The organism is Sutcliffiella horikoshii (assembly GCF_020524325.1).
In the GTDB taxonomy this organism is placed as follows: Bacteria; Bacillota; Bacilli; order Bacillales; family Bacillaceae_I; genus Sutcliffiella_A; species Sutcliffiella_A horikoshii_D.
In genome coordinates, this window is record NZ_JAIVKY010000008.1 from 106,847 (window position 1) to 128,213 (window position 21,367).

Sequence of the window (21,367 nt, forward strand, 5' to 3'; positions counted from 1 at the left end):
GCATGGAAGATATTTTGATTTTATTGAAGTACATATTCCTTGGAATATTCCAGGGGATTACGGAGCCTATTCCTGTTTCATCAAGTGGTCATGTAATGATCTTGCAAAATCTTATGGGAATGGAACTCGAAGGCCTAACATTCGAGATAGTTGTAAATGCAGCATCCTTAATTGCTATCCTTATAATTTATCGGGAATCAATTGCTAGACTTTTCTTTGGTGCGTTGAGATTTGTGGCGAAAAAAGATAAGGAAGATAAAGCTGACTTCATGTTTGTAATCTACCTTATCATAGGTACTATCCCAGCAGGAGTAATTGGTGTTGTTTATGGTGATGTAATATCGGATGCTTTGGAGAATATTAAAGTAATCGGTATTACGCTTATTGTGACGGGTATTGCACTCTGGTTGATTCGTAATCTCCGAGGTAGAAAGAATGATGCAGAACTTACCTTCAAGGACGCAATTATTGTAGGTTTGGCACAGGCTGTTGCTTTGATTCCAGGGATAAGCCGCTCTGGAGCTACTATTGTTGCTGCAATGGCACGTGGAATGAAACAGGAGACAGCACTGAGATTCTCTTTTCTTCTTTTTATCCCTGTCAGTGTGGGGAGTATTCTTTTGGCAATTAAAGACTTAATGGAAATGGATAATATTAATGAAATTCTATTACCATACTCCTTGGCATTTATTGCTTCTCTTATCGCTTCTTATTTCTCCTTAAAATGGTTTATGGGAATAATGGCAAGAGGTAATTTGATTTATTTCTCGATTTATTGCTTCATTGTCGGTACGCTAGTAATACTCTTTTTATAATGCTTTTTACAAAACATCACTTTCTAGTGGTGTTTTTTTGCATTCCAAGGAATGAAGACGTGAGTGACGAGGAAAAAGGAGTAGAGAGGTCCTCATCACCGATATGAAGACGTGAGTGACGAGGGAAAAGAAGTAGAGAGGTCCTCATCGCAGATATGAAGACGTCAGTGAGAAGAAAGTAGGTGGAGAGAGGTCCTCATGGTCGTCATGAAGACGTCAGTGAGGAGAAAGTAGGTGGAGAGAGGTCCTCATCGCCGAATGATAGACCTCAGTGAGGAGAAAGTAAGTGGAAAGAAGTCATCATAGCCGATATATGAAGACCTCAGTTACAAGGAAAAAGGAGTAGGGAGATCCTCATCACGTCTGGTTTTTCTTATGTAAGCATATTTTTAAAATGTTACATATATATATGTTATAATGGAGTTAAGTAACATTAAGGAGGGAATCTTATGGAATATGTTGAGGCTTTAAAAGATCGTAAGTATATCCTTGAAATTAAAGCATATTTGAAAAATTACTCCTTAAGAGATTACTTGTTTTTCGTAATGGGTATTAACATGGGTCTAAGACTCAGTGAGCTTCTGCATGTAAAAGTGGAAGATGTTCTAAAAGATGGTGTGATAAATGACTACTTCTTACTGGAAAGTGGACATTTTATATATATAAATAAACATGTGAAGCAAGCCATAGCGAATTATTTAGATAAAAGAAGTCTTGCACCAGATGATTACCTATTCAAATCCCAAAAGTGCAGTTCACCTATTACAAGGCAACAAGCATACCGCATCATTAATAAAGCAGCGAAAGAAGTAGGTGTGCCTGGGAAAGTAGGTACTCATACTCTACGCAAAACCTTCGGCTACCATGCATATAGAAGCGGTGTTGCTGTTTCACTTCTCCAAAAACATTTTAACCACACTTCACCTTCTGAAACACTTCGTTATCTTGGAATAGACAAGCATGAAAAATTATCTGTAAGAATAGATGTCAATTTATAAGGGGGGATTAGATGTTACAAGGTGCATTCAATGTAGATTATTTTATATTGTTAACCGCATTTCTTCTGATTGTTGGAGTTATTACAACAAAATTCTCATCAAAACTAGGTGTTCCAGCCCTCGTATTGTTCATCATTGTTGGAATGATGGCAGGGAGCGATGGACTTGGTTTCATCTATTTTGATAATGTAAAGTACGCTCAATTAATCGGTATCTTTGCTCTCGTCATTATCTTGTTTGAGGGTGGTTTGCAAACAAAATGGGGAACCGTTCGCAAGGTTATCAAACCATCTCTATCATTAGCTACTATTGGTGTGATTTTGACTTCTGCACTGGTTGCAGCATCTGCCAAGCTTATCCTGGATGTGTCTTGGTTAGAAGCATTCCTGTTTGGAGCCATCGTTGGGTCAACAGATGCAGCAGCAGTATTTGCAGTGTTAAAAGGACAGAACATTAAAGCTCGAATGGGAGCCACCCTTGAGGCTGAATCCGGTACGAATGATCCGATGGCAGTGTTTTTGACATTATCCTTTATTGAATTGCTGACTGCCTCAAATCCCAGTTACATAGGGTTTATCGGAAGTTTCTTTTGGCAGATGGGAATTGGTTTATTGTTGGGCTTAGGTCTTGGTAAGCTCGCTTCCTTTTCTATTAATAAGATAAATCTGGATTCCTCTGGACTATATCCTGTCTTTGCCATGGCATTCGCGCTTTTAACCTATAGTATCGCGGCCTTGATAGGAGCAAGTGGACTATTAGCTGTATATGTGGCGGCATTAATCATAGGAAACAATGAACTTACTTATAGACAATCGATTTTCCGATTCAATGAAGGTTTTGCATGGATGATGCAGATTCTGATGTTTATTATTCTGGGGCTATTGGTTTTCCCAGGTCAATTGTTCCAGTGGGACATCATGTTGAAAGGCTTGCTATTATCTGTAATCTTAATAGTAGTAGCCAGACCTATTGCTGTATTCCTTTCCACCATAGGCATGAATTTCACTGTCAAAGAAAAAATATTTCTTTCTTGGGCGGGTCTACGTGGAGCAGTACCGATCGTACTGGCTACATTCCCGATGATTGCTGGCATTCCAAATGCTCAATTATTCTTTAATGTAGTGTTCTTCGTTGTCTTGACCTCCACTCTTGTTCAAGGGTCTACGATTACAATGCTTGCAAAAAAATTGGATTTAACGGGTCCTAAGAAGATTGCACCTATTCATTCGTTGGAGTTGGTTTCCATCGGTAAAGCAAATGCGGAGATTATAGAGTTCCAAGTGGAAGAGGATTTAGATATGGTTGGGAAGACACTTGCTGAACTGGAATTTCCGGATAAAACGCTTATTAATGCCATCATTAGAGCGGGAATTCTTGTAACTCCATCAGGTGATACGGTTATTAGAGATAAGGATTTCTTGTATATTCTTACCGCTAGACAAAGTAAACTTGCTTTAGAAGATTTCCTTAAAAAGAAGAAAGCAGTTGAACCAGATGTAGATGAGGAAGAGTTAAGCGAAAAAGAAGAAATAAAAGAAACCGTCTAAAAACAAGGATAGCCTAATGGTTATCCTGTTTCTATTTAATTTATTTTTAAAATGGATCGACAAATTGCTTCGGTAATTAATTTTAAAATGTAAGCAATTAAGGTATATAACGGTACGGAAATATAGAAACTCCAGTGAAAAGGGATGTATAGTCCCAGTTTTTCAGCAACTGGTTCGGCTATCAAAGATGCTCCAACAGCCAAAATGATGTTTGCATATAAAAATCCTTTACCCTCTTGAAAGTATTGATATAGAAGCATATAAGTAATGGGGATGAGACAATAATCAAATATATACGACTTAGGTAAAAAGGGACTAAGATTGTATGTGTATCCCCAAAGCCCAAGCTCAAAACCCAAGCCGTCCAGGTTAGAGGCTACAATAATCCAAAGCAGTCCAAATATGGTGATTCTGGGGAGATGCTTAGATTTTTTTAGTTTCCAAAATAGTGTCCATAAAATAATAAAAATAGCAACCATCGTCCACCATCGCCAAGAGAACACTACATGATCAAGCCAGAAATTCACATGGGCTTGAACTGAGGATTGATTTTCATTAAAGATTTCTATGTACTGTTGCTTGATAGACATATATTAGCCTACTCTCAAAGTAAAGGATAAAGATAGTTTTTCTATTTGAATAAAAATGATACACGAAGTAATAAAATGAACAAGAACCGAGAATAGTTCCCGGTTCTTGTTACGTCTTCACTTATGAAGCTATTTTCTGATTAACGGAAATGTTGTTATCAGAATCTTTTACAATACTTGAAGCACGTTGGTAGGCACAATATACAAGAAAAACTGCAATTAACACATATCCAATAGCAAAATCAGGGGCTGCGTTCACAGCAAGCTTTGGAGCATGCATAAATCCTACGAAAGATAAGAAGGCACCAATCAAGGCAAAATAGGACGCACGACGGTAATCTTGGTCGATAATATAAACTGTAATGGCACCAAGTACTATAGCCGTAAACATTGCTCCTTGACCAAGAGGGACAATTCCTTCTGATATGCCAGCCACCACATCACCTGCACTATTATTGAAACGCGTCATCACATAGTTAGCAAAATAAGGTAGCATGGCAATAGCAACGGCCGGAAAGTATTTTTTGTCGTTTGATCCAAAGGCTGTTGCCACCATGGAAATTCCCACAAACACTAATATGGGTGCAACTGCAGCAAGTGGTATGATGGCTGCAAGTGCCGCAATAACTCCTGTCATGGCAGCTAGACCAAATACAATCGCATTTAAAATGCTGTATCCTCTACCAGCTCCCATCCATTTTGAGCCAACTGTTGCAATGTATACAGTAGTAGGGAAGAGGCCTCCAAAAACCGCCCCAAGCATTGTTCCAACCCCATCCACAGCCTGACATTCACGAACATCATAAGAGTCACCTTCCGCAGACATGGCATCAACGTTATTCATCGTTTCAATGGCATTGTATAACGTGATAGGAAGGATGATTGCCAAAAGACCAATTAGTGCTCCAAACAGGTATGTCATCCCCTCAAAAGCCGCTAAAGATGGCAATATAGGATAAAATCCAATGTTATCCAAACCATCAGCTATTTTAGAAGGAGATTGATAGCCTAAAGTGAACGCTAAAACTGTACCGATAATAACTGCAAACAGGGAAGCAGGAATCTTGAAAGGCATGGCCATTTTTCCTACAACCCCAGCAATGATAATTACTAAAGCCACTAAACCTACTACAGGAATGGAGAAAGTATTAAATAGCATCTCCCCAGCGATAAACGTGAGAGCAACACCTGCAAGCGCACCAAGCATAGCAGCACGTGGCAGGTGATTTCTTACCCAGTTTCCTGTAAAACTAACAAGAGTCTCGATTAACCCGCTCAAAAACGCGGCAGCTACAGCGATTTTCCAAGCAAGTTCTGGGTTCCCGGTTAAAGCATTAGCTGGAGCCAATACCCCAAATAGGAAAACAAACATAACAGGGGTACTTATCCCATAAGAGAGGGCGGTAACATCTGTTCTCCCCTCTTTTTGAGCAAGGCGGTTGGCCATAAATGCATAGTATAGATTTCCGGCCATAACTGCAACAGCAGCTCCAGGGATTACTTTACCGAATACGATGCTCGCTGGGAAACCCATACCAAGCATGGTTACGGCAATAATGACGAAGTTTGCTAAGTTGTTTTGAAAAAGAGCAAAGAATGCATCTGTATCCTCTTTTTTATACCATGGATAATGTACGGTAGTAGCTTTCATATGTTGACCTCCATAAGGTTAGTTGGTGACGCTGATAGGTTCTTCTACAAATGTTATTTCTTCGTTTTGTAGCGATTGAATTCTAGCAAGTGATTCTACACGATATCCTTTTTCCTCTAAAATTTGTCGGCCTGGTTGGAATGTTTTTTCAATGACAATACCAATACCGGCAACAGAGGCACCAGCTTGTTTCACTACATCTATTAATCCTTGAGCAGCCTGTCCGTTAGCCAAAAAGTCGTCAATGATCAACACTCTATCGTTTTCATCTAAGAATTCCTTTGCCACAGTGATTTCACTTGTTTCTTGTTTAGTAAAAGAGAAAACCTTGCTGGTATACACGTTATCTTTCAAAGTCAGGGATTTCTTTTTTCTTGCAAATATAAGGGGAACACCAAGCGTATGAGCGGCGAAAAAACTTGGTGCAATTCCTGATGACTCAATGGTTATCACTTTAGTAATGTTCAAATCAGAAAATCGCTCTGCAAATTCCTTACCTATCTCAATCATCAGTCCAGTATCAATTTGATGGTTTAAGAACGTATTAACTTTTAGGACCCCATTTGGTAATACCGATCCTTTTTCAAGAATGGTTTGTTGTAGTAATTTCATGAATGTTCCTCCTCCTGAAAATAAAAAATCCCGAAAGTTGTAAGCGGCACAAGATCTACAAGTGACCACTTTTAACTTTCGGGAATGCAAATATCCACCTAGGGATTAAACCTAAGTACGAGAAAATTAAAGTATCACTCGTAGTCAAGCCATTTGCGGTAGCTTGGTAGAGACTTGTAGGCCATATTCCCACTATTATACGAGTTGTTTATTATATTGTTTGGATTATGAAGTGATTATAAAGGAAAAAGAACGCTTTGAAAAGAGTTTTTAAAGAAAAACACGAATAAAATAGTTAAATAGTTAAAATGAATTCGGAAAAAGGAAGGATATTGTGATGTAAATGAATTGGAATTTTCAGCTTCTCATGAAAGTGGTCAACTAAAATAGCAAATGATTATATAAAAATCCAAACGACTTTCCCAATAGCTCTCTATAACTATTTGCCTTAAAATGGAATTAGGGCTATAGAACTATATTTTCTTTATTTTATGTTTGAGGTTATGGAACAGGAGGTAAGGATGTTGAAGCGGATACTTATGTTTATTACGTTGTCAGGTTTAGTAGTGTTCGTTGGTTACTCTACCTATGAATATTCCAGTTTTACGATAGTAAATTCAGAAAGTGCCATTACGGGTTTTATCCAAGAACATTTAGGAGACTTGGATGAAAAACCATTGTTGTTGGAGACATATCCAATTAATTATACTAATAATGTGGTTGCTACATTTGAGCATGATGAACAAAATATAGGAGCAGTTATTTTTCAGAAGGGTTTATACGGCAAATTGAAACTGGAAAAAATGTTGCTTAATCGTTCCTATTATTCAGAAATTATAGATACAAAGAAGGGAACTTTTATCCTTTTCATTGGAGAAAACAATCAAACTTCCATACAGACCATTGAAACGGATATCGTTAGCAGTGGGGAAAGAGTAAAGATAGCTGTCCCTCCTCAAAAATATTTCTCCCATATAATGAAATTGGATCATGTCTCAAAAATTGATTCAGAACCAAATTATTTATATAGAACACTTATTGGAGCTATTTCTAATGTCGATGATAATATGGAGTTGATGTTCGTGGACGAAGACAATCAATCTTTTCTAATCTATTCTGAAGATGACTCCATATTAAAAACGGTTCTTGGCGGCTATCATTTTACTGAACATGGTTTTAAAGTAACTGGAGTAGAAAAACCTAACTTCTATACGATGGGAGGAGAAAAAGACTTCTGCTATGAAGAAAAAAATGTGAAAGTAGATAATGAGGAGTATACATATATTCATGGGGTGGTACCAAAAAAAGAAGAGGTTCAGAAAGTGGTTTTGGAAGTGCAAAGGAAAGAGGAAGTAGTTTATCAGATTTCCAGTAATGTTGTCGCAAACCAATTCCTTTTACATGTAGCTTTACCGGAGCTACTAGATGGGGATGCAAAGCTCGTTAAGAAATTTCATTTGTATGATAAAGAAGGAAAGTATATACGTACAGAGATAAATGCTAGCTGATAAGCTTTACAGAAAGCGGCTTAATTTTTAATTGGTTCATCCGTCGTGGAAATATGTTTATAAACGGAGATGTTTTGAAGAATACTAACAACCATAAGTATGAACATCATCCAAAAATACCCAATGTCTTGAATTACAAATGCAATAACGGATGCCACAAGCATAAGAAAGCTTGCCATAATACTGATCACAAAAACAATTTTACTCAGACTCAAAATTACATCTCCTCCTTAACTATAGAAGTATAACATATTAAATAGCATTCGGTACCTTTATACCCATGTTTAGGGTATGGTATGTTTGTAATTATACAATAAAATTTTTAATTTCATCATTACAGTTATGTAAAATATTCGCAAAACGAAATATACTACAATTTTGACGATAATATAATGAGAAAAGTTCCTCAATCAATCTAAAAATGAAAGATAAAAGTTTTATCTTTCATTAATTTTAATTAACTTATGAACGTCTTTTAACACTTCTTCTTCCACTTCATGTCGTATCCAACCCACATTTGGCGCAAATGCGGAATTGCCTTTTCGTAAAGTATTACCGTCCTTGTCTTTTTCTTCAAAATCTATAATGATACAATCATTAAAAGTCTTGGCAGGTGTTTTTATTTCCGCATTAACTTCTCGGATGTGATAAGTGATCTCGAGATCAAAATCCTTGATTTTTTCTGACCATGTTTTACTGGTCTCCAATGGGTAGGCTATTATCTTTGTCTTAGGAAATTTCTTAATATCTTCAGCATCCCATTCAGAAGGAAATTCCTCAGACAATACGATATATCCATAAATACCATCTTTCGTTTCTTCATAAAAATTACTTGTTTCCGAAATATCAGAAGAAGATTGGGCAGCCTCTAGATCAACGATGGTTTTTACTTCAACAATGTCACTATCAGGAACTTGACTATATAATACTCTGTAGTCTGTATGCCCTTTTTCCTCTATATAGCGTCGGAAGGAGTAATTTCCTGAAGTTGGTAATAATGGAGCTGGATCTTCAGTCTTACCTTGGCTTCCTTCGCTTTCTGTTCCGCACCCGGCTGTAAATAAGGTGCATAGCGCAATAAAAAGAATAATAAGTACATTTCTCAAGCCAACCCCTCCTTGAAAGGTTAAAGTTGAAGATAGTGTACCCATTATCCCGTTTTTTAGTTAATCTATTCCGAGCATTTCTAAAAATGGTGCGAAATCTTCAGTGAAATAATAAAACATAGGTTGATCTTTTTCGTTGAAGATCAGTATATAAGGTTTCTCTGCATCCGGAAAAATAAAAATGACTTGCGTTACAGGTTGCTTTAATACTTTCGTTTCAATATCTTCAGCTGGATCAAAAATTACCTTAATCATAAACCCTGTTTTTGGAGTAGGATTAAGTTTTGGATAGAGGGAGTCTGTACTTTTTACAAGTTTTAGTGCTTCTACTTTGTTTTTCTCATCCAAAGGTATGGATTTTATTACCTTACCTTGTGTAACATCAAATACTTCTATTGGAAGTGCCTGTGCTGAAAAGGTCATGGGAAAAGCTCCAAAGAAGAGCAATAGAAGCAAAAATATCTTCCTCATTTATATCACCTCTCTTGTAGTATGAAGCAAAAGAAGTGAAATCATGAGGTTGTTTAGTCCTCGTGACCGAGAAACCGATAACCGATGTATAGAATTAGTAAGCAGCCTAAGGTAATCAAGATTAAATCATAACCGACGCAAGAAGATTGTAGACATAGTTCCCCCATATAAATCCTCCCAATTACAATTTTTTAACTATATGAAAATGAAGGTAAGTTTATGCTTTCTTATTTAAGTAAGCGGTTACATAAAACGCGCTGTTAATTTCCGCAAATGGCTTCGCTTTCCGCGGGGCAACCTTGAGCCTCCTCACAACGCTTCAGGGGTCTCAACAATGTCGCTAATCCCCCGCAGGACAAGGAAGGCTTCGGTAGCAATACATCGCACGAAGAAAATGCGTAGCATTTTCGAGGAGTCTACGCCTTTTGCTCCAATTAACAGCTGAGAATTTCATAATATTTTCGTTTTTTCTTACCTATTTAAAAGTCGAACTTAAGCTGTTGCTTTTGTTCGACTTTTTTGGTTATTCCACTTTTTCTTTTTCGTCTTGAATTTTTTCTTTCAATAACGTGACAGCCTCTTCCTTGTCGTAGGTGAATAAAATCATGTCGTCGGTAAGATATCCTGTATATTCAAACACTATATAAGCGGGAGTATTTTCTATGTTGTAATCTGGATACTTCTCCGCTGCCTCATCTAATCCGATGACTAGGTCACTTCCCCTGAGGATGCTTTCGATACCCTCGATCTCTGATAGTGATTCATCTTTTTTTTGTTCGACCACTTCAATATAAGAAAAACGATCCGGAATGTGTGTAGGCATACCGCAGGCTGTTAGAAAAAGGAGGAATAAGGATAGAATAAAGATTTTCTTCATTTATCAGCACCTCCATTCCTTTAATATTCGACATAATTAGTAAAAACCCTTTTCTGATTTTAGTGCTTTTCGTGGACGTGCTCTCATACATTGTTAGGGACAACTCTCTTACAAATGGGGTGAGGATATGGAACAATTTTTTTTATCTGTTTTTGAATTTTTCACCACATTGGGAGTTTGGGGAATCGCTCTCGGTTTAATGGTGGAGGTCATTCCTAGCGAAATCGTCCTTGGATATGGTGGTTATTTAATTTCAATTGGAGAGATAGGATTTTTGGGAGCGATGCTAGCAGGCGTGGTTGGGGGTACACTAGCTCAGCTGTTTTTATACTGGGCAGGAAGTATTGGCGGTAGGCCATTTCTTGATAAGTATGGAAAGTACATATTGATTCAGCCTAAGCATTTGGACATTTCGGAGAAGTGGTTTCAAAATTACGGACCGATTGTCATTTTCACAGCACGTTTTATCCCGGTGGTTAGGCACGCTATTTCCATTCCGGCAGGCATAGCCAAAATGAAATTTTTTACTTTTTTGCTCTATACAGTGGCGGCGGTTATTCCATGGACCTTTTTATTTTTATATATTGGCCTTCAACTAGGGGAAAATTGGCGGGAGATTAAACATGCAGCCCAACCGCTTATCATTCCATTAATGATATTAATAATACTTGGCGCCATCACTTATTTTGTATTTGAAAGAAAAAGGACGGAATAGGAAGGGGGAGAGGGTATGTCCAAAATTGAAGCCTTTATATTGGGGATTATTCAAGGATTAACGGAATTCCTGCCAATTTCAAGTACGGGTCACCTATATTTAGGAAGAAACCTATTCGGTTTGCAAGAAGCAGGGTTATTGCTTGATACGATGCTTCACTTTGGAACGTTGATAGCAGTCCTTTATTTTTATCGAGAAGAATTCTATAAAATTATCCGTAATCCATTTCATAAATTATCTTTCTTGTTGGTTATCGGGACCATTCCCGCAGTCGTTTTTGGACTTGCTTTTAAAGATTACTTTGAGGAGATTTCCAAAACAGGCGTTACGATTGGGTGGGAGTTTCTGATTACAGGCGCTTTTCTTTGGTTTGCAGATTCCATTAAAAAAGGTTCAAAAAAGATGGAGGATATCACGTGGAAGGATGCATTATTTATTGGCTCTTTCCAGGCTGCTGCGATATTCCCGGCCATTTCAAGATCCGGGTTGACGATTGTAGCAGGTTTGTTTCGGAAATTGGATAGGGAAACAGCAGCATATTTTTCTTTCTTGCTTTCAACACCAGCTATTGCAGGGGCTGTGTTTTTGCAAACTGTTGAGGTGGCACAAGTCGGAAGGGAGGATATTTCTTTATTTTCTTTAATGATTGGAATACTAGCATCCTGTTTCTTTGGGTATATTGCTGTGAAATGGATGATTAATTATTTGAAAAAGCATTCTCTACGTATGTTTGCGGTTTATGTATGGATGTTGGGAGTGGTGATTTTGGCGCTTCAATATTGGGGGCTGTTTTAACTAAGGAAAGGCCGTGTACTTATTTGGTACACGGCCTTTTTTAGGAAAATTAGATAGTCTATAATCCGGTTGATTTCCGTTCCAGGCGCTTCGCTTGCCTGCGGGCGGTCCGTGAGCCTCCTCAGGCTTCGCCTTCCGGGGTCTCACCTGTCCCTTCCTCCCGCGGGCGTCTGCGCGCCTTCCACTCCAATCAACTAAGTTATCCATCTTACTCTTTATAATTCATCAAATCCGTTGTCTACTACGTTTACTTTTGTGTATTGTCTGGACTTTTGTTCGAAGAAATCGGATTTTCCTAGGTCAACGTCTTCGTATGCTTTAATCCATTTCAAAGGGTTTGTGCGATATCCTTCAAAGGGGCGATTGAAACCTAGTTGGTGGGCTCGGACGTTGGTATAGAATTTAATATATGCTTCCACATCCTCCAGTTCGATCCCGGCAAAATGATCTCCGATAATATGTCTTGCCCAGTCAATCTCTAATTGTGCTGCCTCTTTAAAAGTCTCCTCCACGAAAAGCTCAAGACTATCTGTGTCATGTTCTGGGTATTCCAGAAGGACCTCTTTGAAGATTTTCACAAACAAATCCACGTGAATTTGTTCGTCCCTGTTTATATAGTTGATCATTGTACTGGAAGCGACCATTTTTTGGTTTCTCGCCAGATGATAAAAAAATGCAAAGCCTGAATAGAAGAAGAGCCCTTCCAAAATAACATCATATATGATGGATTTCAGGAGATTATCTATAGAGGGTGTTTCAGCAAATGCTTTGTATCCATCGGTTATAAAGTCATTTCTTTTTCTAAGGATGGGTTCTGTTCTCCAGTATTCAAACACTTCTTCTTGTTTCTTTCTAGGCACAAGACTTGATAGGACATAGGAGTATGAATGGTTATGGATTACCTCTTGCTGGGCTAGCATGATCATCAGCGCGTTAAGGCTAGAATCGGTCAAATAGTCTGCGACTTTTCCAGCATAGTCGGTCTGAATGCTGTCTAGGAGTGCAAGAAGTCCAATGATTTTCAGAAATGCATCCTGTTCTTGTGGTGACAAGTGAGGAAATTGCTTGATATCTTGGGACATATTAATTTCAAAAGGCGACCAAAAGTTGGCGAGCATTTTTTTATATTTTGGATAAGCCCATGAAAATGCAACGTCATCCCAATTAAGAACATTGGAGCTTTTTCCATTTATTATTTTGGTCGATCTATTGGGTGCGTCCACATCCATTAAGATGCGTGAGTTTAGGTGTGCATTCATCTGGTTTTCTCCTTTATATTGGCATACTTCTTTAATGATAATTAGCTGTCTAACTTGAACAAGATTCACATTCTTCTAATTCTGAAGATGTAGACCGAACATAGTAGGTTGTTTTTAATTTTTGCTTCCAAGCATCAAGATGAAGTTCAAGTAACGCTTTTGCTCTCACATTGTTCGTAACATACAGATTAAAGGAAATGGCCTGGTCGATATGTTTCTGTCTAGCAGCATTCTGAGAAATGCTCCAATGCTGATTGATTTGGTAAGCAGATTTATAATACCAGGTGGTCTCTGCGTTAAGGTCAGGGGCCGTTACGGGAATCTTGTAATCCTTTTTCTCTTCTGAATACACCTTAAGGAAAATGGGATCAATGCTAGCAGTACTTCCAGCAATGATAGATGTGGTCGCATTAGGGGCAACCGCCATGAGATAACCGTTTCGAACGCCGTAATTTGCTACTTGTTTTTGAAGGGTATTCCAATCCAGTTCGGAGGATGCCCCATATTTGCGTTTGTGAAAATAGTCACCAGTTTGCCAATCAGACCCTTCAAATGCTGGGTAAGAGCCTTTCTCTTTAGCGAGAAGGCAGCTAGCTTGAATCGAGTGAAACGCAATTTTTTCATAAAGTTTGTCTGCGTAAAGCGCTGCTTCATTTGACTCCCATTTAATTCCTTCTAAGGCAAGCAGATGATGCCAACCGAATGTGCCCAACCCAACGGCACGGTATTTCTCATTAGTTATTTTTGCCTGCAGGACCGGTATTTCATTTAAATCAATCACATTATCAAGCATCCGAACCTGTATGGGAATAAGACGCTCCAATTGACCGGATCTTACAGTGCGGGCAAGGTTAATGGAGGATAAATTACAGACTACAAAGTCTCCTGGTGTTTTAACAGTTACGATCGTACCATCCTCTACATATTGTTTTTTCGTTACCGTCGCACTTTGATTTTGGGTGATTTCCGTACACAAATTTGTGCAATAGATCATTCCTTTATGAGAGTTTGGATTCATTCTGTTCACTTCATCACGATAGAACATGAACGGACTTCCGGTTTCTAGTTGCCCTTTCATGATGGCTTTCATAATCTCAATTGCCGGTACTTTTTCTTTCGGCAGATCTGGATGATTGACGCATTCTTTATATTTCTGGCGGAAGCTGCCTGTACCGACTTTCTCATCATAATAATCTTCAAGGGAATAACCCATTAATCTTCTAACTTCATGTGGATCAAATAAATACCAGTCTCCTCTGTTTTCCACCTGCTCCATGAAAATATCCGGGATGCATACTCCGTTGAAAAGGTCATGTGTACGCATTCGTTCATCACCATTGTTCAGCTTGCTATCTAGAAAAGAAAAAATATCTTTATGCCAAACATCCAAATAGACAGAAATGGCACCTTTCCGCTGACCGAGCTGGTCGACACTGACGGCAGTATTGTTCAATTGTTTCATCCATGGAATCACTCCACTAGATACGCCTTTGAATCCTCGTATATCACTGCCGCGACTACGTATTTTTCCAAGGTAGACGCCAAGGCCGCCTCCGGATTTAGAGAGATTTGCAATGTCAGTGTTACTGTCATAGATACCTTGTAAGCTGTCATCAACTGTATCAATAAAGCAACTTGAAAGCTGTCCATACGTTTTACCGGCATTGGCAAATGTCGGTGTGGCAACGGTCATATACAAATTACTTAGTGCCCAATAAGCTTCTTTCACGTAGTGAATTCGATTAGTTTCTTCCTTTTGCATGAGAGTCATGGCAATAATCATGAAACGTTCTTGAGGCAACTCTAGTAAACGTTTATTATGATCTCGCGTTAAATATCGGTCAGATAACGTTTTCAGGCCGATGTAGGTGAATAGAAAATCTTTTTGAGGATCAAGAACTGCCTCTAATTCATTAATTTCATTAGGGGTGTATGCTTTTAGGATTTCAGTTTGATAGATTCCTTGTTCTGCTAAGCCTTTGATTAGAGAATAAAATTCTGTATAGGGCTTGGTGATATTTCTATTTCTGCATACTTCCTGTTGCAGCTTTTGTGATAATAACCTTGATGCAACATAGGTCCAGCTTGGTTCTAGTTCATCCACGTGATTGAGCGCTTCTAGTATTAGTTGGTTTGTAAGCTCATGGTGATTGCTATTATGGTGCAATTTATCAATAATCTTGGTTGCTTTTTGTAGATAAGCTTTTGTTTCAAGTTTTGGAAACTCTGAAAGAACATTTTCTAAAAGTATTTGGTAATCTTGAAAGCTAGGTACATTCTCTTTATGTTCAGGTTTTGTATGTACGGTCATTTCTTTCACTCTCCACTTCGTTTAAAATAAAAAAAACCACTCAAAAGTTGAGTGGATCAAACGACCATAGAAAAGGGAAAGAGTGGAGGGGAGAGTTCTTAAGGGAAGATGCTGAAGTAAGCAAAAAATAATCAAAGAACCCTGTCCTGTTTTTTACCATGTTCTATGTATCGTTTCATCTTCTCAACTCCCGAAGAAAGAGAAACTAAATCGGTAAAGGCAGGTCTCCTGACTCGTGCTTCTTCCTATTTTGAACCTTCCCATACAAGAGCCGTTAAGCGTTCATGTACAGTGGTTTTTCAAAATCGTCAGCACTTACAGTTGCGGGGACAGTCCCGGATTTTCACCGGATTCCCTATTAAGTCTATAAAAAAGACACCTTTATCGCAGAATGTTAAAATACTATATGTAGTTATATATTTATTATGTTTGAACTATATATGGTGTTTATTTAGATGATAGTACTATCATAATGGAAACGCAAACAAATGGCAAGACATTTTATGGAGGGTTCGACGTGAAGGTGAAAAATCCTGCCGGGGTCTGACCCCGGCAGGATTTTTTTAATGCTCTTGTAATATTTGCTCAATAGAGCTGCTGATTTGAATGTCTTTTAGGATGAGACCGGAGTTGATGAATTGTAGGCTTAGTTCCGGGCGCAGGCCTGATATGATTGGTGAGATGCCAATTAGTTTGAGAGATCGGATGAGTAGGTCCATAGTGTGCAGAACTGTTTCGTCTAAACGGTAAACACCCGAAAAATCAATGATGAGGTTGGATATGGAAAGGTTTTTGCTCTTCTCCAACGTTTCTTCTATCAGTATTCCTGCACGAATCTCATCAATTTCTCCGACAAGAGGCAGTACGCCCATCCCTTGTTGTAAAGGGACTATAGGAATAGATAGTCGAATGTAAGAAGCTTTTGTTTCTAACATTTTCTGTTCAGTAGCGATGGAAAAGGCATGACTGAATCCATAGACAATAATATTGAAGATTTCATCTATCAGAATAAAAATATCTGTAATCTGATTCATGTGTAGCCCATCTTCCATACCTTCACGTTGGATAAACGCCCATAGGCATTTTTTATATAACGTCATATTAGAGAGCGTTTCTTCAAGTGATCCGCCAGCCTTCACCGACATGAATCCTATAGATTCCCCCCATTCTTTGGCACGGTCTAGAACTGTATTTTCAGGATCGAGGACATATTCACCCAGGAATACCAATAACGTTCTAAAGATCTCCTTGATTTGAACCTCAACTTCTTCTTCGTGATATTGCGGTACATTAGGATAAGCATTCTGTATTTCCAATAGCATGCTAGCAGCTACTTCGTTCTGTGAATCTACTAATTTTTGTCCTATTAGGGAATAAGCCGTCTTGGTCATGGTAGAATCCTTTCTTATTTACAGTTGTATGTTAATTTCTATTTTAGTTTAAAGTCCAAAAGATGTATATCATTTACTAGATAAGAATAGGAAATAAGCAGTATTTTTGGCTAATTGTATTTAAAAGAGGTATAATTTCTTATTATTAATATAGATAGGAGTGTTAGTATGGAAAGAATTCAATTTGCAGAAGATGTTTCTCTCTCTAGAATTGTACATGGAATGTGGCGTTTGAGTGATTGGGGTTATAGCAAGGAAGAGGTTGTGGAATTTATAGAAAAGTGTTTGGACCTTGGGGTGACAAGCTTTGACCATGCAGACATATATGGTAATTACACAGTAGAAGAGCAATTTGGACAAGCATTAGAGCTTAAGCCTTCACTAAGGGACAAAATAGAAATAGTAACGAAATGTGGAATCAAGCTAATCTCTTCTAATAGACCAGAACATAAAATTAAATATTATGATACAAGCAAAGAACATATCATTCAATCTGTAGAACGGTCATTAAAGAACTTTCAAACAGATTATATAGATATTCTATTGATACATAGACCAGACCCAATGATGGATCCAAGTGAAGTGGCAGAAGCGTTCTCACAGTTAAAAGAACAAGGAAAAGTAAAGCGGTTTGGTGTCTCCAACTTTGCTCCTTCCCAGTATAAGTTACTTAACTCATATCTAGATGAACCATTGGTAACAAATCAGATTGAAATTTCAGCTACCAACTTGGAACACTTCGATAAGGGAACAATCGAGCAATGCCAAATGGATAGAATCTCTCCGATGGCATGGTCCCCTCTAGGCGGAGGAAGTATTTTCACTAGTACAGATGACAAGGTTAAACGAGTAAGAAATACATTAGAAAAAATACAAGGAGAAACAGGGGCAGAATCTATGGATCAAGTTTTATATGCTTGGTTATTAACGCATCCTTCCAAAATCCTTCCGATAGTAGGCTCAGGAAAAATAGAAAGAGTAAAGTCGGCTGTTTCTTCATTGGATATCAAACTGAATAAACAGCAGTGGTTTGAAATTTTAGAAGCATCAAAAGGAAAAGAAGTGGATTAATTTTATTATATTTTCATAATAAAAAACCAGGACCATTGGCCTGGTTTTTTATTTGTTAATATTCTAAAAATTGGATGAAATACCATTAGTATTTCAACTGGTTGTTGCGTTTTTTCATGTGTTTCTTGTAAACATCCGAGAAAAACATCAATCCAATAAAACCAAAAATCACATAGGATAAGTTGAAGTACAATGCCGGATCAATTCGAATGTGATCTCCACCTGCAGCAACTTTAATTATTTGATAGGAATCCAAAGCAACCTTGGCAACAATAAGAACAAATATTGCAACGATTACCCTCCAAAGTAATTTCATTTAAAACGCCTCCATTAATTGCATGAAAATTTTTCTATTTGTAAATGCTATAAAAGTTAAAATAATGGGTAAATAAAAGTAGAAATCAGTTGTTAAATATATCAAAAATTCGAAAGGAATACAACCCGACTTTTGATCTTTTATTGTGTATTATAACAGGTGTTAAGAAATTGGTCTATCATACAGAAATAAAAATACCTCGTAGAATAAAAAAAGTCGCCTTTTGTCGAATGAAAGGGAGAAACACTGAAATTCGAAAAGAGAAATTATATCAGTATTACAAAAGGGAGGATTTCAATGTGAAAATGACATTGACTAAAAAAATAATTATTGGTCTTATTTTGGGGATTTTAGTTGGACTTGCATTAAATGTATATGCACCGTCCTTATTCAAACCATTAGATACATATCTATTCCAACCTCTGGGAAAAATTTTTCTTAACTTAATCACTATGCTTGTTGTCCCAATTGTCCTTATCTCCATTACACTGGGTGTGGTAGGACTTGGAGATACGAAAAAGCTTGGGAGTATCGGTTTAAAAACAATTCTGTTCTTCTTGATTACAACATGTATTGCCATAACAATAGGTCTAACACTTGCTTCAGTTATTCAACCTGGACTTGCCGGTGACTTTGAAAGTATGATGGTTGATGAATTAGCGAAAGAAGATACACCGGAAAAAGCACCTCCTGTTATGGAAACACTATTAAACATCATTCCTACAAACCCGATTAAAGCTATGGCAGAAGGTGAAATGCTGCAAATCATTTCATTCTCGGTATTACTTGGATTTGCCATAAATGCATTGGGGGAGAAAGCAGGTAAGGTGAAAACCCTATTTGAACAAGCAAATGATATTGTCATGCTACTTGTAAATATCGTTATCAAAACTGCTCCATACGGCGCATTCGGATTAATTGCCTCTGCAGTTGGCGGACTAGGATTAGATGCCATTAAGGCTATGGGAGCATACTTTTTGGTCGTCGTTTTAGCATTATTCATACATTTCGTTGTAACATATGGAAGTGCCTTATTCTTCTTAGGGAAAATCAATCCAATTACGTTCTTCAAGCGTTTCATTCCAGCAATGAGTGTTGCATTCAGTACATCAAGCAGTAATGCAACGCTACCAATGTCTATGGATGTCGCACAAGAAAATCTTGGAGTTCCCAAGAGAATCAGTAGTTTCGTACAACCTTTGGGTGCCACAATAAATATGGATGGTACGGCAATCATGCAAGGTGTTGCCACGGTATTTATTGCGCAGGTATACGGAATTGACTTAAGTTTGACGCAATTACTAACTGTCGTAGGTTTAGCTGTTGTTGCAAGTATCGGAACAGCAGGTGTGCCTGGAGTAGGGTTTATTCTACTTGCCATGGTACTAGGGCAGGTTGGCCTTCCGGTTGAAGGAATTGCCTTAATACTAGGGATTGACCGTCTACTAGATATGACTAGAACAGCTGTTAATATAACAGGTGATGCAGCATGCGCATATATAGTTGCAAAATCTGAAGATGGAGAAGTTCAGTTGCCAAAAGAACAAAGAATATAAACAGAAAGCCATTCCAGACAATACAACTGGAATGGCTTTTTCGTATGGAAGATCAGAAAGTATAAGGTTCTGTAGATTTCCGTTCCAAGCGCTTCGCTTGCCTGCGGGCGGTCCGTGAGCTTCCTCAGGCTTGCGCCTCCGGGGTCTCACCTCTCCCTTCCAGCGGGGGAGTAACGGTAGGTTGAGACCCCACAGCGCAGCGAGGAGGCTCAAGCACCGTCCCGCGGAAAGCGAAGCCATTTGCGGAAAGGAACAGCGGCGATTAACCATTAACTAACGTATTTGAAAAAAAGGACTGAGCAGCTTTTTTATTGTGAAATCTTCAGCCCTATTACTCCTATGATTATTAAGGAGAGCAAAAAGAAACGCACTCTGTCTTTTGATTCTTGGAAGAAGATCATCCCAAGGGCTACACTACCCGCCGAACCAATTCCTGTCCAAACCGCATAAGCAGTTCCCATTGGAATTTCTTTTAAAGCAAGAGAAAGAAAATAGAAACTAGACAAGCCGATTCCTACAAAACAAATAGAAGGGATAAGTCTTTTGAATCCTTCTGCTAGTTTAAGAGATGCCACTGCGCCAATTTCACAAATTCCGGCTATAGTAAGAAAAATCCAAGCCATTTTATTTTCCCTCCTCTAGTACTTCTGTTTCCGTTGTATCATCAGAAGTTGTCATTTTTAATCCAATAATTCCAATTAGCATAAGGCTTAGGAAAAACAGTTTGGAAGGACTTGCTGATTCTTGAAAATATAAAATGCCCACAATTGCTGTTCCTGCTGCCCCGAGTCCTGTAAAAATGGCATACGCAGTTCCGATTGGCAAAAACTTTAATGACTTAGAAAACAAGTAAAAACTGATAGCCAATGTGATTAGGGTTATTAAACTAGGCACTAGAACGGTAAACCCTTCTGAATACCTTAGACCTATTACCCAGATAATTTCTAATAGACCTGCGATAAAAATATACATCCATTGCATGGCTAGTTTCCTCCTATCTCCGTTGCTTTCCAGTAATGTTCAAATGCATGATCCGCTTTCTTGTCAAAGTCAGTACTGGAATAAAAGAACCGTTGTACAAACAAGCCATCAATTAAGCAGTAATATGCGTCAATAAGGGGTTCTAACGTTTGGGGTGGTATTTCTTTATTGTCTAGTCCTTGTCTAAAGATTTTAGATAAAATATCAGTCGTGTAAGTTTCTGTTTGTAGAAAGTGTTCTTGTATAGATGATCGGAATTTTTCTTCCGGGAAAAGCAGGGTGCGTTTATACAACAACCCTAATGTTTCGTCTTTCCAGAAATCTATCATGTTAATTAGGAGACGTTTTAACAATGGTTTTGTAGAACTTGATTGAATCTCAGACGAATCGATAGCGACTCTATCCATAAATGTGTCCATCAGTTCCCGCAAAATGGTTATATATAAATCATCTTTATTTTTAAAATGAGCATACAAAGAGGGTTTTTTAATACCAACCAATGATGCTACGTCATTTAAAGATGTACCATAATACCCTTTTTGAGCGAAAAGTTGGAGCGCATGCTGTTTGATAAGTTCCGAAGTTGAATAGGACATGTTATACCTCCTGTAAATTCAAACTACCTACCGTTCGTTAGGTTAGTGATGAATCAAATTATAAGATAAGATACCTAAAAAATCAATGAGTTTTATATTTGATTAATGAGGGTATTTGAAAGTTAAGAGATGAGGGAGGAATTGATGTGAATAAGAGGTTAAAAGCCAAGTTGGAGAAGAGGCAGGCTCTTTTTAAATCTC

Annotated in this window: 22 protein-coding genes and 2 riboswitches; of the genes, 8 read left to right on the forward strand and 14 right to left on the reverse strand. The window is 38.0% G+C overall.

Annotation, left to right across the window (positions count from 1 at the left end):
* The first annotated feature begins 2 nt into the window (after positions 1-2).
* The 3 genes from LC091_RS13230 (at position 3) to LC091_RS13240 (ending at position 3,360) form a co-directional block, all read left to right on the forward strand.
* Positions 3-815, forward strand: coding sequence for an undecaprenyl-diphosphate phosphatase (locus LC091_RS13230; RefSeq protein WP_226682508.1), 813 nt, complete (start codon positions 3-5; stop codon positions 813-815).
* 449 nt (positions 816-1,264) lie between these two features.
* Entirely contained in the window at positions 1,265-1,813 is a 549-nt protein-coding gene (locus LC091_RS13235; protein ID WP_226682509.1) for a tyrosine-type recombinase/integrase, read from the forward strand.
* 11 nt (positions 1,814-1,824) lie between these two features.
* Positions 1,825-3,360 carry a potassium/proton antiporter gene (locus tag LC091_RS13240; RefSeq protein ID WP_226682510.1) on the forward strand — a complete coding sequence of 512 codons (1,536 nt, stop codon included), beginning with the start codon at positions 1,825-1,827 and terminating at the stop codon, positions 3,358-3,360.
* A gap of 35 nt (positions 3,361-3,395) precedes the next feature.
* Here the strand turns inward: LC091_RS13240 and LC091_RS13245 are convergent, their stop codons facing one another.
* The 3 genes from LC091_RS13245 to LC091_RS13255 all read right to left on the reverse strand — a co-directional run bounded on the left by LC091_RS13245 (position 3,396) and on the right by LC091_RS13255 (position 6,213).
* A complete protein-coding gene (locus LC091_RS13245) occupies positions 3,396-3,950 on the reverse strand; it encodes a CBO0543 family protein (RefSeq protein WP_226682511.1) in 555 nt (184 codons plus the stop codon).
* 121 nt (positions 3,951-4,071) lie between these two features.
* Complete coding sequence (locus LC091_RS13250; RefSeq protein ID WP_226682512.1) at positions 4,072-5,601, reverse strand: NCS2 family permease; 1,530 nt, start codon at positions 5,599-5,601, stop codon at positions 4,072-4,074.
* Between the two features lie 18 nt (positions 5,602-5,619).
* Entirely contained in the window at positions 5,620-6,213 is a 594-nt protein-coding gene (locus LC091_RS13255) for a xanthine phosphoribosyltransferase (RefSeq protein WP_226682513.1), read from the reverse strand.
* Between the two features lie 121 nt (positions 6,214-6,334).
* Positions 6,335-6,436: riboswitch (purine riboswitch) on the reverse strand.
* Positions 6,437-6,734: 298 nt separating this feature from the next.
* Between LC091_RS13255 and LC091_RS13260 the strand changes: the two genes are divergently transcribed.
* Positions 6,735-7,721, forward strand: a complete 987-nt coding sequence (locus tag LC091_RS13260) for a hypothetical protein (protein ID WP_226682514.1) — start codon at positions 6,735-6,737, stop codon at positions 7,719-7,721.
* 20 nt (positions 7,722-7,741) lie between these two features.
* Here LC091_RS13260 and LC091_RS13265 read toward each other — a convergent pair whose 3' ends face one another.
* The 4 genes from LC091_RS13265 to LC091_RS13280 form a co-directional block, all read right to left on the reverse strand.
* Positions 7,742-7,936 (reverse strand): hypothetical protein, encoded by a 195-nt coding sequence (locus LC091_RS13265; RefSeq protein ID WP_226682515.1) that lies wholly within the window; start codon positions 7,934-7,936, stop codon positions 7,742-7,744.
* A gap of 222 nt (positions 7,937-8,158) precedes the next feature.
* Complete coding sequence (locus LC091_RS13270; protein WP_226682516.1) at positions 8,159-8,827, reverse strand: hypothetical protein; 669 nt, start codon at positions 8,825-8,827, stop codon at positions 8,159-8,161.
* A 60-nt stretch (positions 8,828-8,887) separates the two neighbouring features.
* A complete protein-coding gene (locus tag LC091_RS13275) occupies positions 8,888-9,298 on the reverse strand; it encodes a hypothetical protein (protein ID WP_226682517.1) in 411 nt (136 codons plus the stop codon).
* Between the two features lie 523 nt (positions 9,299-9,821).
* A complete protein-coding gene (locus LC091_RS13280) occupies positions 9,822-10,175 on the reverse strand; it encodes a hypothetical protein (RefSeq protein WP_226682518.1) in 354 nt (117 codons plus the stop codon).
* Positions 10,176-10,302: 127 nt separating this feature from the next.
* Here LC091_RS13280 and LC091_RS13285 point away from each other — a divergent pair, with 127 nt between their 5' ends.
* Positions 10,303-10,890, forward strand: a complete 588-nt coding sequence (locus LC091_RS13285; protein WP_226682519.1) for a DedA family protein — start codon at positions 10,303-10,305, stop codon at positions 10,888-10,890.
* A 15-nt stretch (positions 10,891-10,905) separates the two neighbouring features.
* The gene (locus LC091_RS13290) at positions 10,906-11,685 is read left to right on the forward strand and encodes an undecaprenyl-diphosphate phosphatase (RefSeq protein ID WP_226682520.1); all 780 of its coding nucleotides are present in this window, start codon (positions 10,906-10,908) and stop codon (positions 11,683-11,685) included.
* A gap of 215 nt (positions 11,686-11,900) precedes the next feature.
* Here LC091_RS13290 and LC091_RS13295 read toward each other — a convergent pair whose 3' ends face one another.
* From LC091_RS13295 to LC091_RS13305, 3 genes are all read right to left on the reverse strand, one after another.
* Positions 11,901-12,944, reverse strand: coding sequence for a ribonucleotide-diphosphate reductase subunit beta (locus LC091_RS13295; protein ID WP_226682521.1), 1,044 nt, complete (start codon positions 12,942-12,944; stop codon positions 11,901-11,903).
* A gap of 49 nt (positions 12,945-12,993) precedes the next feature.
* Positions 12,994-15,255, reverse strand: a complete 2,262-nt coding sequence (locus tag LC091_RS13300) for a ribonucleoside-diphosphate reductase subunit alpha (protein ID WP_226682522.1) — start codon at positions 15,253-15,255, stop codon at positions 12,994-12,996.
* A 201-nt stretch (positions 15,256-15,456) separates the two neighbouring features.
* Positions 15,457-15,653: riboswitch (cobalamin riboswitch) on the reverse strand.
* 165 nt (positions 15,654-15,818) lie between these two features.
* Entirely contained in the window at positions 15,819-16,646 is an 828-nt protein-coding gene (locus LC091_RS13305) for an STAS domain-containing protein (protein WP_226682523.1), read from the reverse strand.
* Positions 16,647-16,814: 168 nt separating this feature from the next.
* Here LC091_RS13305 and LC091_RS13310 point away from each other — a divergent pair, with 168 nt between their 5' ends.
* Positions 16,815-17,717 carry an aldo/keto reductase gene (locus LC091_RS13310; RefSeq protein WP_226682524.1) on the forward strand — a complete coding sequence of 301 codons (903 nt, stop codon included), beginning with the start codon at positions 16,815-16,817 and terminating at the stop codon, positions 17,715-17,717.
* An 85-nt stretch (positions 17,718-17,802) separates the two neighbouring features.
* Here the strand turns inward: LC091_RS13310 and LC091_RS13315 are convergent, their stop codons facing one another.
* The gene (locus tag LC091_RS13315) at positions 17,803-18,033 is read right to left on the reverse strand and encodes a hypothetical protein (protein ID WP_226682525.1); all 231 of its coding nucleotides are present in this window, start codon (positions 18,031-18,033) and stop codon (positions 17,803-17,805) included.
* Positions 18,034-18,338: 305 nt separating this feature from the next.
* On the opposite strand from LC091_RS13315, the gene LC091_RS13320 reads away from it, so the two are divergent.
* Entirely contained in the window at positions 18,339-19,589 is a 1,251-nt protein-coding gene (locus LC091_RS13320; RefSeq protein ID WP_226682744.1) for a dicarboxylate/amino acid:cation symporter, read from the forward strand.
* Between the two features lie 308 nt (positions 19,590-19,897).
* Here the strand turns inward: LC091_RS13320 and LC091_RS13325 are convergent, their stop codons facing one another.
* Genes LC091_RS13325 through LC091_RS13335 form a run of 3 tightly spaced genes read right to left on the reverse strand, consistent with a single transcriptional unit; the run spans position 19,898 to position 21,166 of the window.
* On the reverse strand, positions 19,898-20,212 hold the full coding sequence (locus LC091_RS13325) for a DMT family transporter (protein WP_226682526.1): 315 nt from the start codon (positions 20,210-20,212) through the stop codon (positions 19,898-19,900).
* Between the two features lies 1 nt (position 20,213).
* On the reverse strand, positions 20,214-20,570 hold the full coding sequence (locus tag LC091_RS13330; RefSeq protein ID WP_226682527.1) for a DMT family transporter: 357 nt from the start codon (positions 20,568-20,570) through the stop codon (positions 20,214-20,216).
* A gap of 2 nt (positions 20,571-20,572) precedes the next feature.
* Positions 20,573-21,166: a TetR/AcrR family transcriptional regulator gene (locus tag LC091_RS13335; RefSeq protein ID WP_226682528.1), complete on the reverse strand. Its 594-nt coding sequence runs from the start codon at positions 21,164-21,166 to the stop codon at positions 20,573-20,575.
* Between the last annotated feature and the right edge of the window lie 201 nt (positions 21,167-21,367).

Bases quoted from the DNA above. Each gene is read 5' to 3' on its own strand.
- LC091_RS13335 (WP_226682528.1), bottom strand. From the start codon at position 21,166: ATGTCCTATTCAACTTCGGAACTTATCAAACAGCATGCGCTCCAACTT.
- LC091_RS13280 (WP_226682518.1), bottom strand. From the start codon at position 10,175: ATGAAGAAAATCTTTATTCTATCCTTATTCCTCCTTTTTCTAACAGCC.
- LC091_RS13295 (WP_226682521.1), bottom strand. From the start codon at position 12,944: ATGAATGCACACCTAAACTCACGCATCTTAATGGATGTGGACGCACCC.
- LC091_RS13235 (WP_226682509.1), top strand. From the start codon at position 1,265: ATGGAATATGTTGAGGCTTTAAAAGATCGTAAGTATATCCTTGAAATT.
- LC091_RS13310 (WP_226682524.1), top strand. From the start codon at position 16,815: ATGGAAAGAATTCAATTTGCAGAAGATGTTTCTCTCTCTAGAATTGTA.
- LC091_RS13330 (WP_226682527.1), bottom strand. From the start codon at position 20,570: ATGCAATGGATGTATATTTTTATCGCAGGTCTATTAGAAATTATCTGG.
- LC091_RS13255 (WP_226682513.1), bottom strand. From the start codon at position 6,213: ATGAAATTACTACAACAAACCATTCTTGAAAAAGGATCGGTATTACCA.
- LC091_RS13245 (WP_226682511.1), bottom strand. From the start codon at position 3,950: ATGTCTATCAAGCAACAGTACATAGAAATCTTTAATGAAAATCAATCC.
- LC091_RS13260 (WP_226682514.1), top strand. From the start codon at position 6,735: ATGTTGAAGCGGATACTTATGTTTATTACGTTGTCAGGTTTAGTAGTG.
- LC091_RS13325 (WP_226682526.1), bottom strand. From the start codon at position 20,212: ATGGCTTGGATTTTTCTTACTATAGCCGGAATTTGTGAAATTGGCGCA.
- LC091_RS13315 (WP_226682525.1), bottom strand. From the start codon at position 18,033: ATGAAATTACTTTGGAGGGTAATCGTTGCAATATTTGTTCTTATTGTT.
- LC091_RS13250 (WP_226682512.1), bottom strand. From the start codon at position 5,601: ATGAAAGCTACTACCGTACATTATCCATGGTATAAAAAAGAGGATACA.
- LC091_RS13290 (WP_226682520.1), top strand. From the start codon at position 10,906: ATGTCCAAAATTGAAGCCTTTATATTGGGGATTATTCAAGGATTAACG.
- LC091_RS13320 (WP_226682744.1), top strand. From the start codon at position 18,339: ATGACATTGACTAAAAAAATAATTATTGGTCTTATTTTGGGGATTTTA.
- LC091_RS13300 (WP_226682522.1), bottom strand. From the start codon at position 15,255: ATGACCGTACATACAAAACCTGAACATAAAGAGAATGTACCTAGCTTT.
- LC091_RS13230 (WP_226682508.1), top strand. From the start codon at position 3: ATGGAAGATATTTTGATTTTATTGAAGTACATATTCCTTGGAATATTC.
- LC091_RS13285 (WP_226682519.1), top strand. From the start codon at position 10,303: ATGGAACAATTTTTTTTATCTGTTTTTGAATTTTTCACCACATTGGGA.
- LC091_RS13305 (WP_226682523.1), bottom strand. From the start codon at position 16,646: ATGACCAAGACGGCTTATTCCCTAATAGGACAAAAATTAGTAGATTCA.
- LC091_RS13275 (WP_226682517.1), bottom strand. From the start codon at position 9,298: ATGAGGAAGATATTTTTGCTTCTATTGCTCTTCTTTGGAGCTTTTCCC.
- LC091_RS13240 (WP_226682510.1), top strand. From the start codon at position 1,825: ATGTTACAAGGTGCATTCAATGTAGATTATTTTATATTGTTAACCGCA.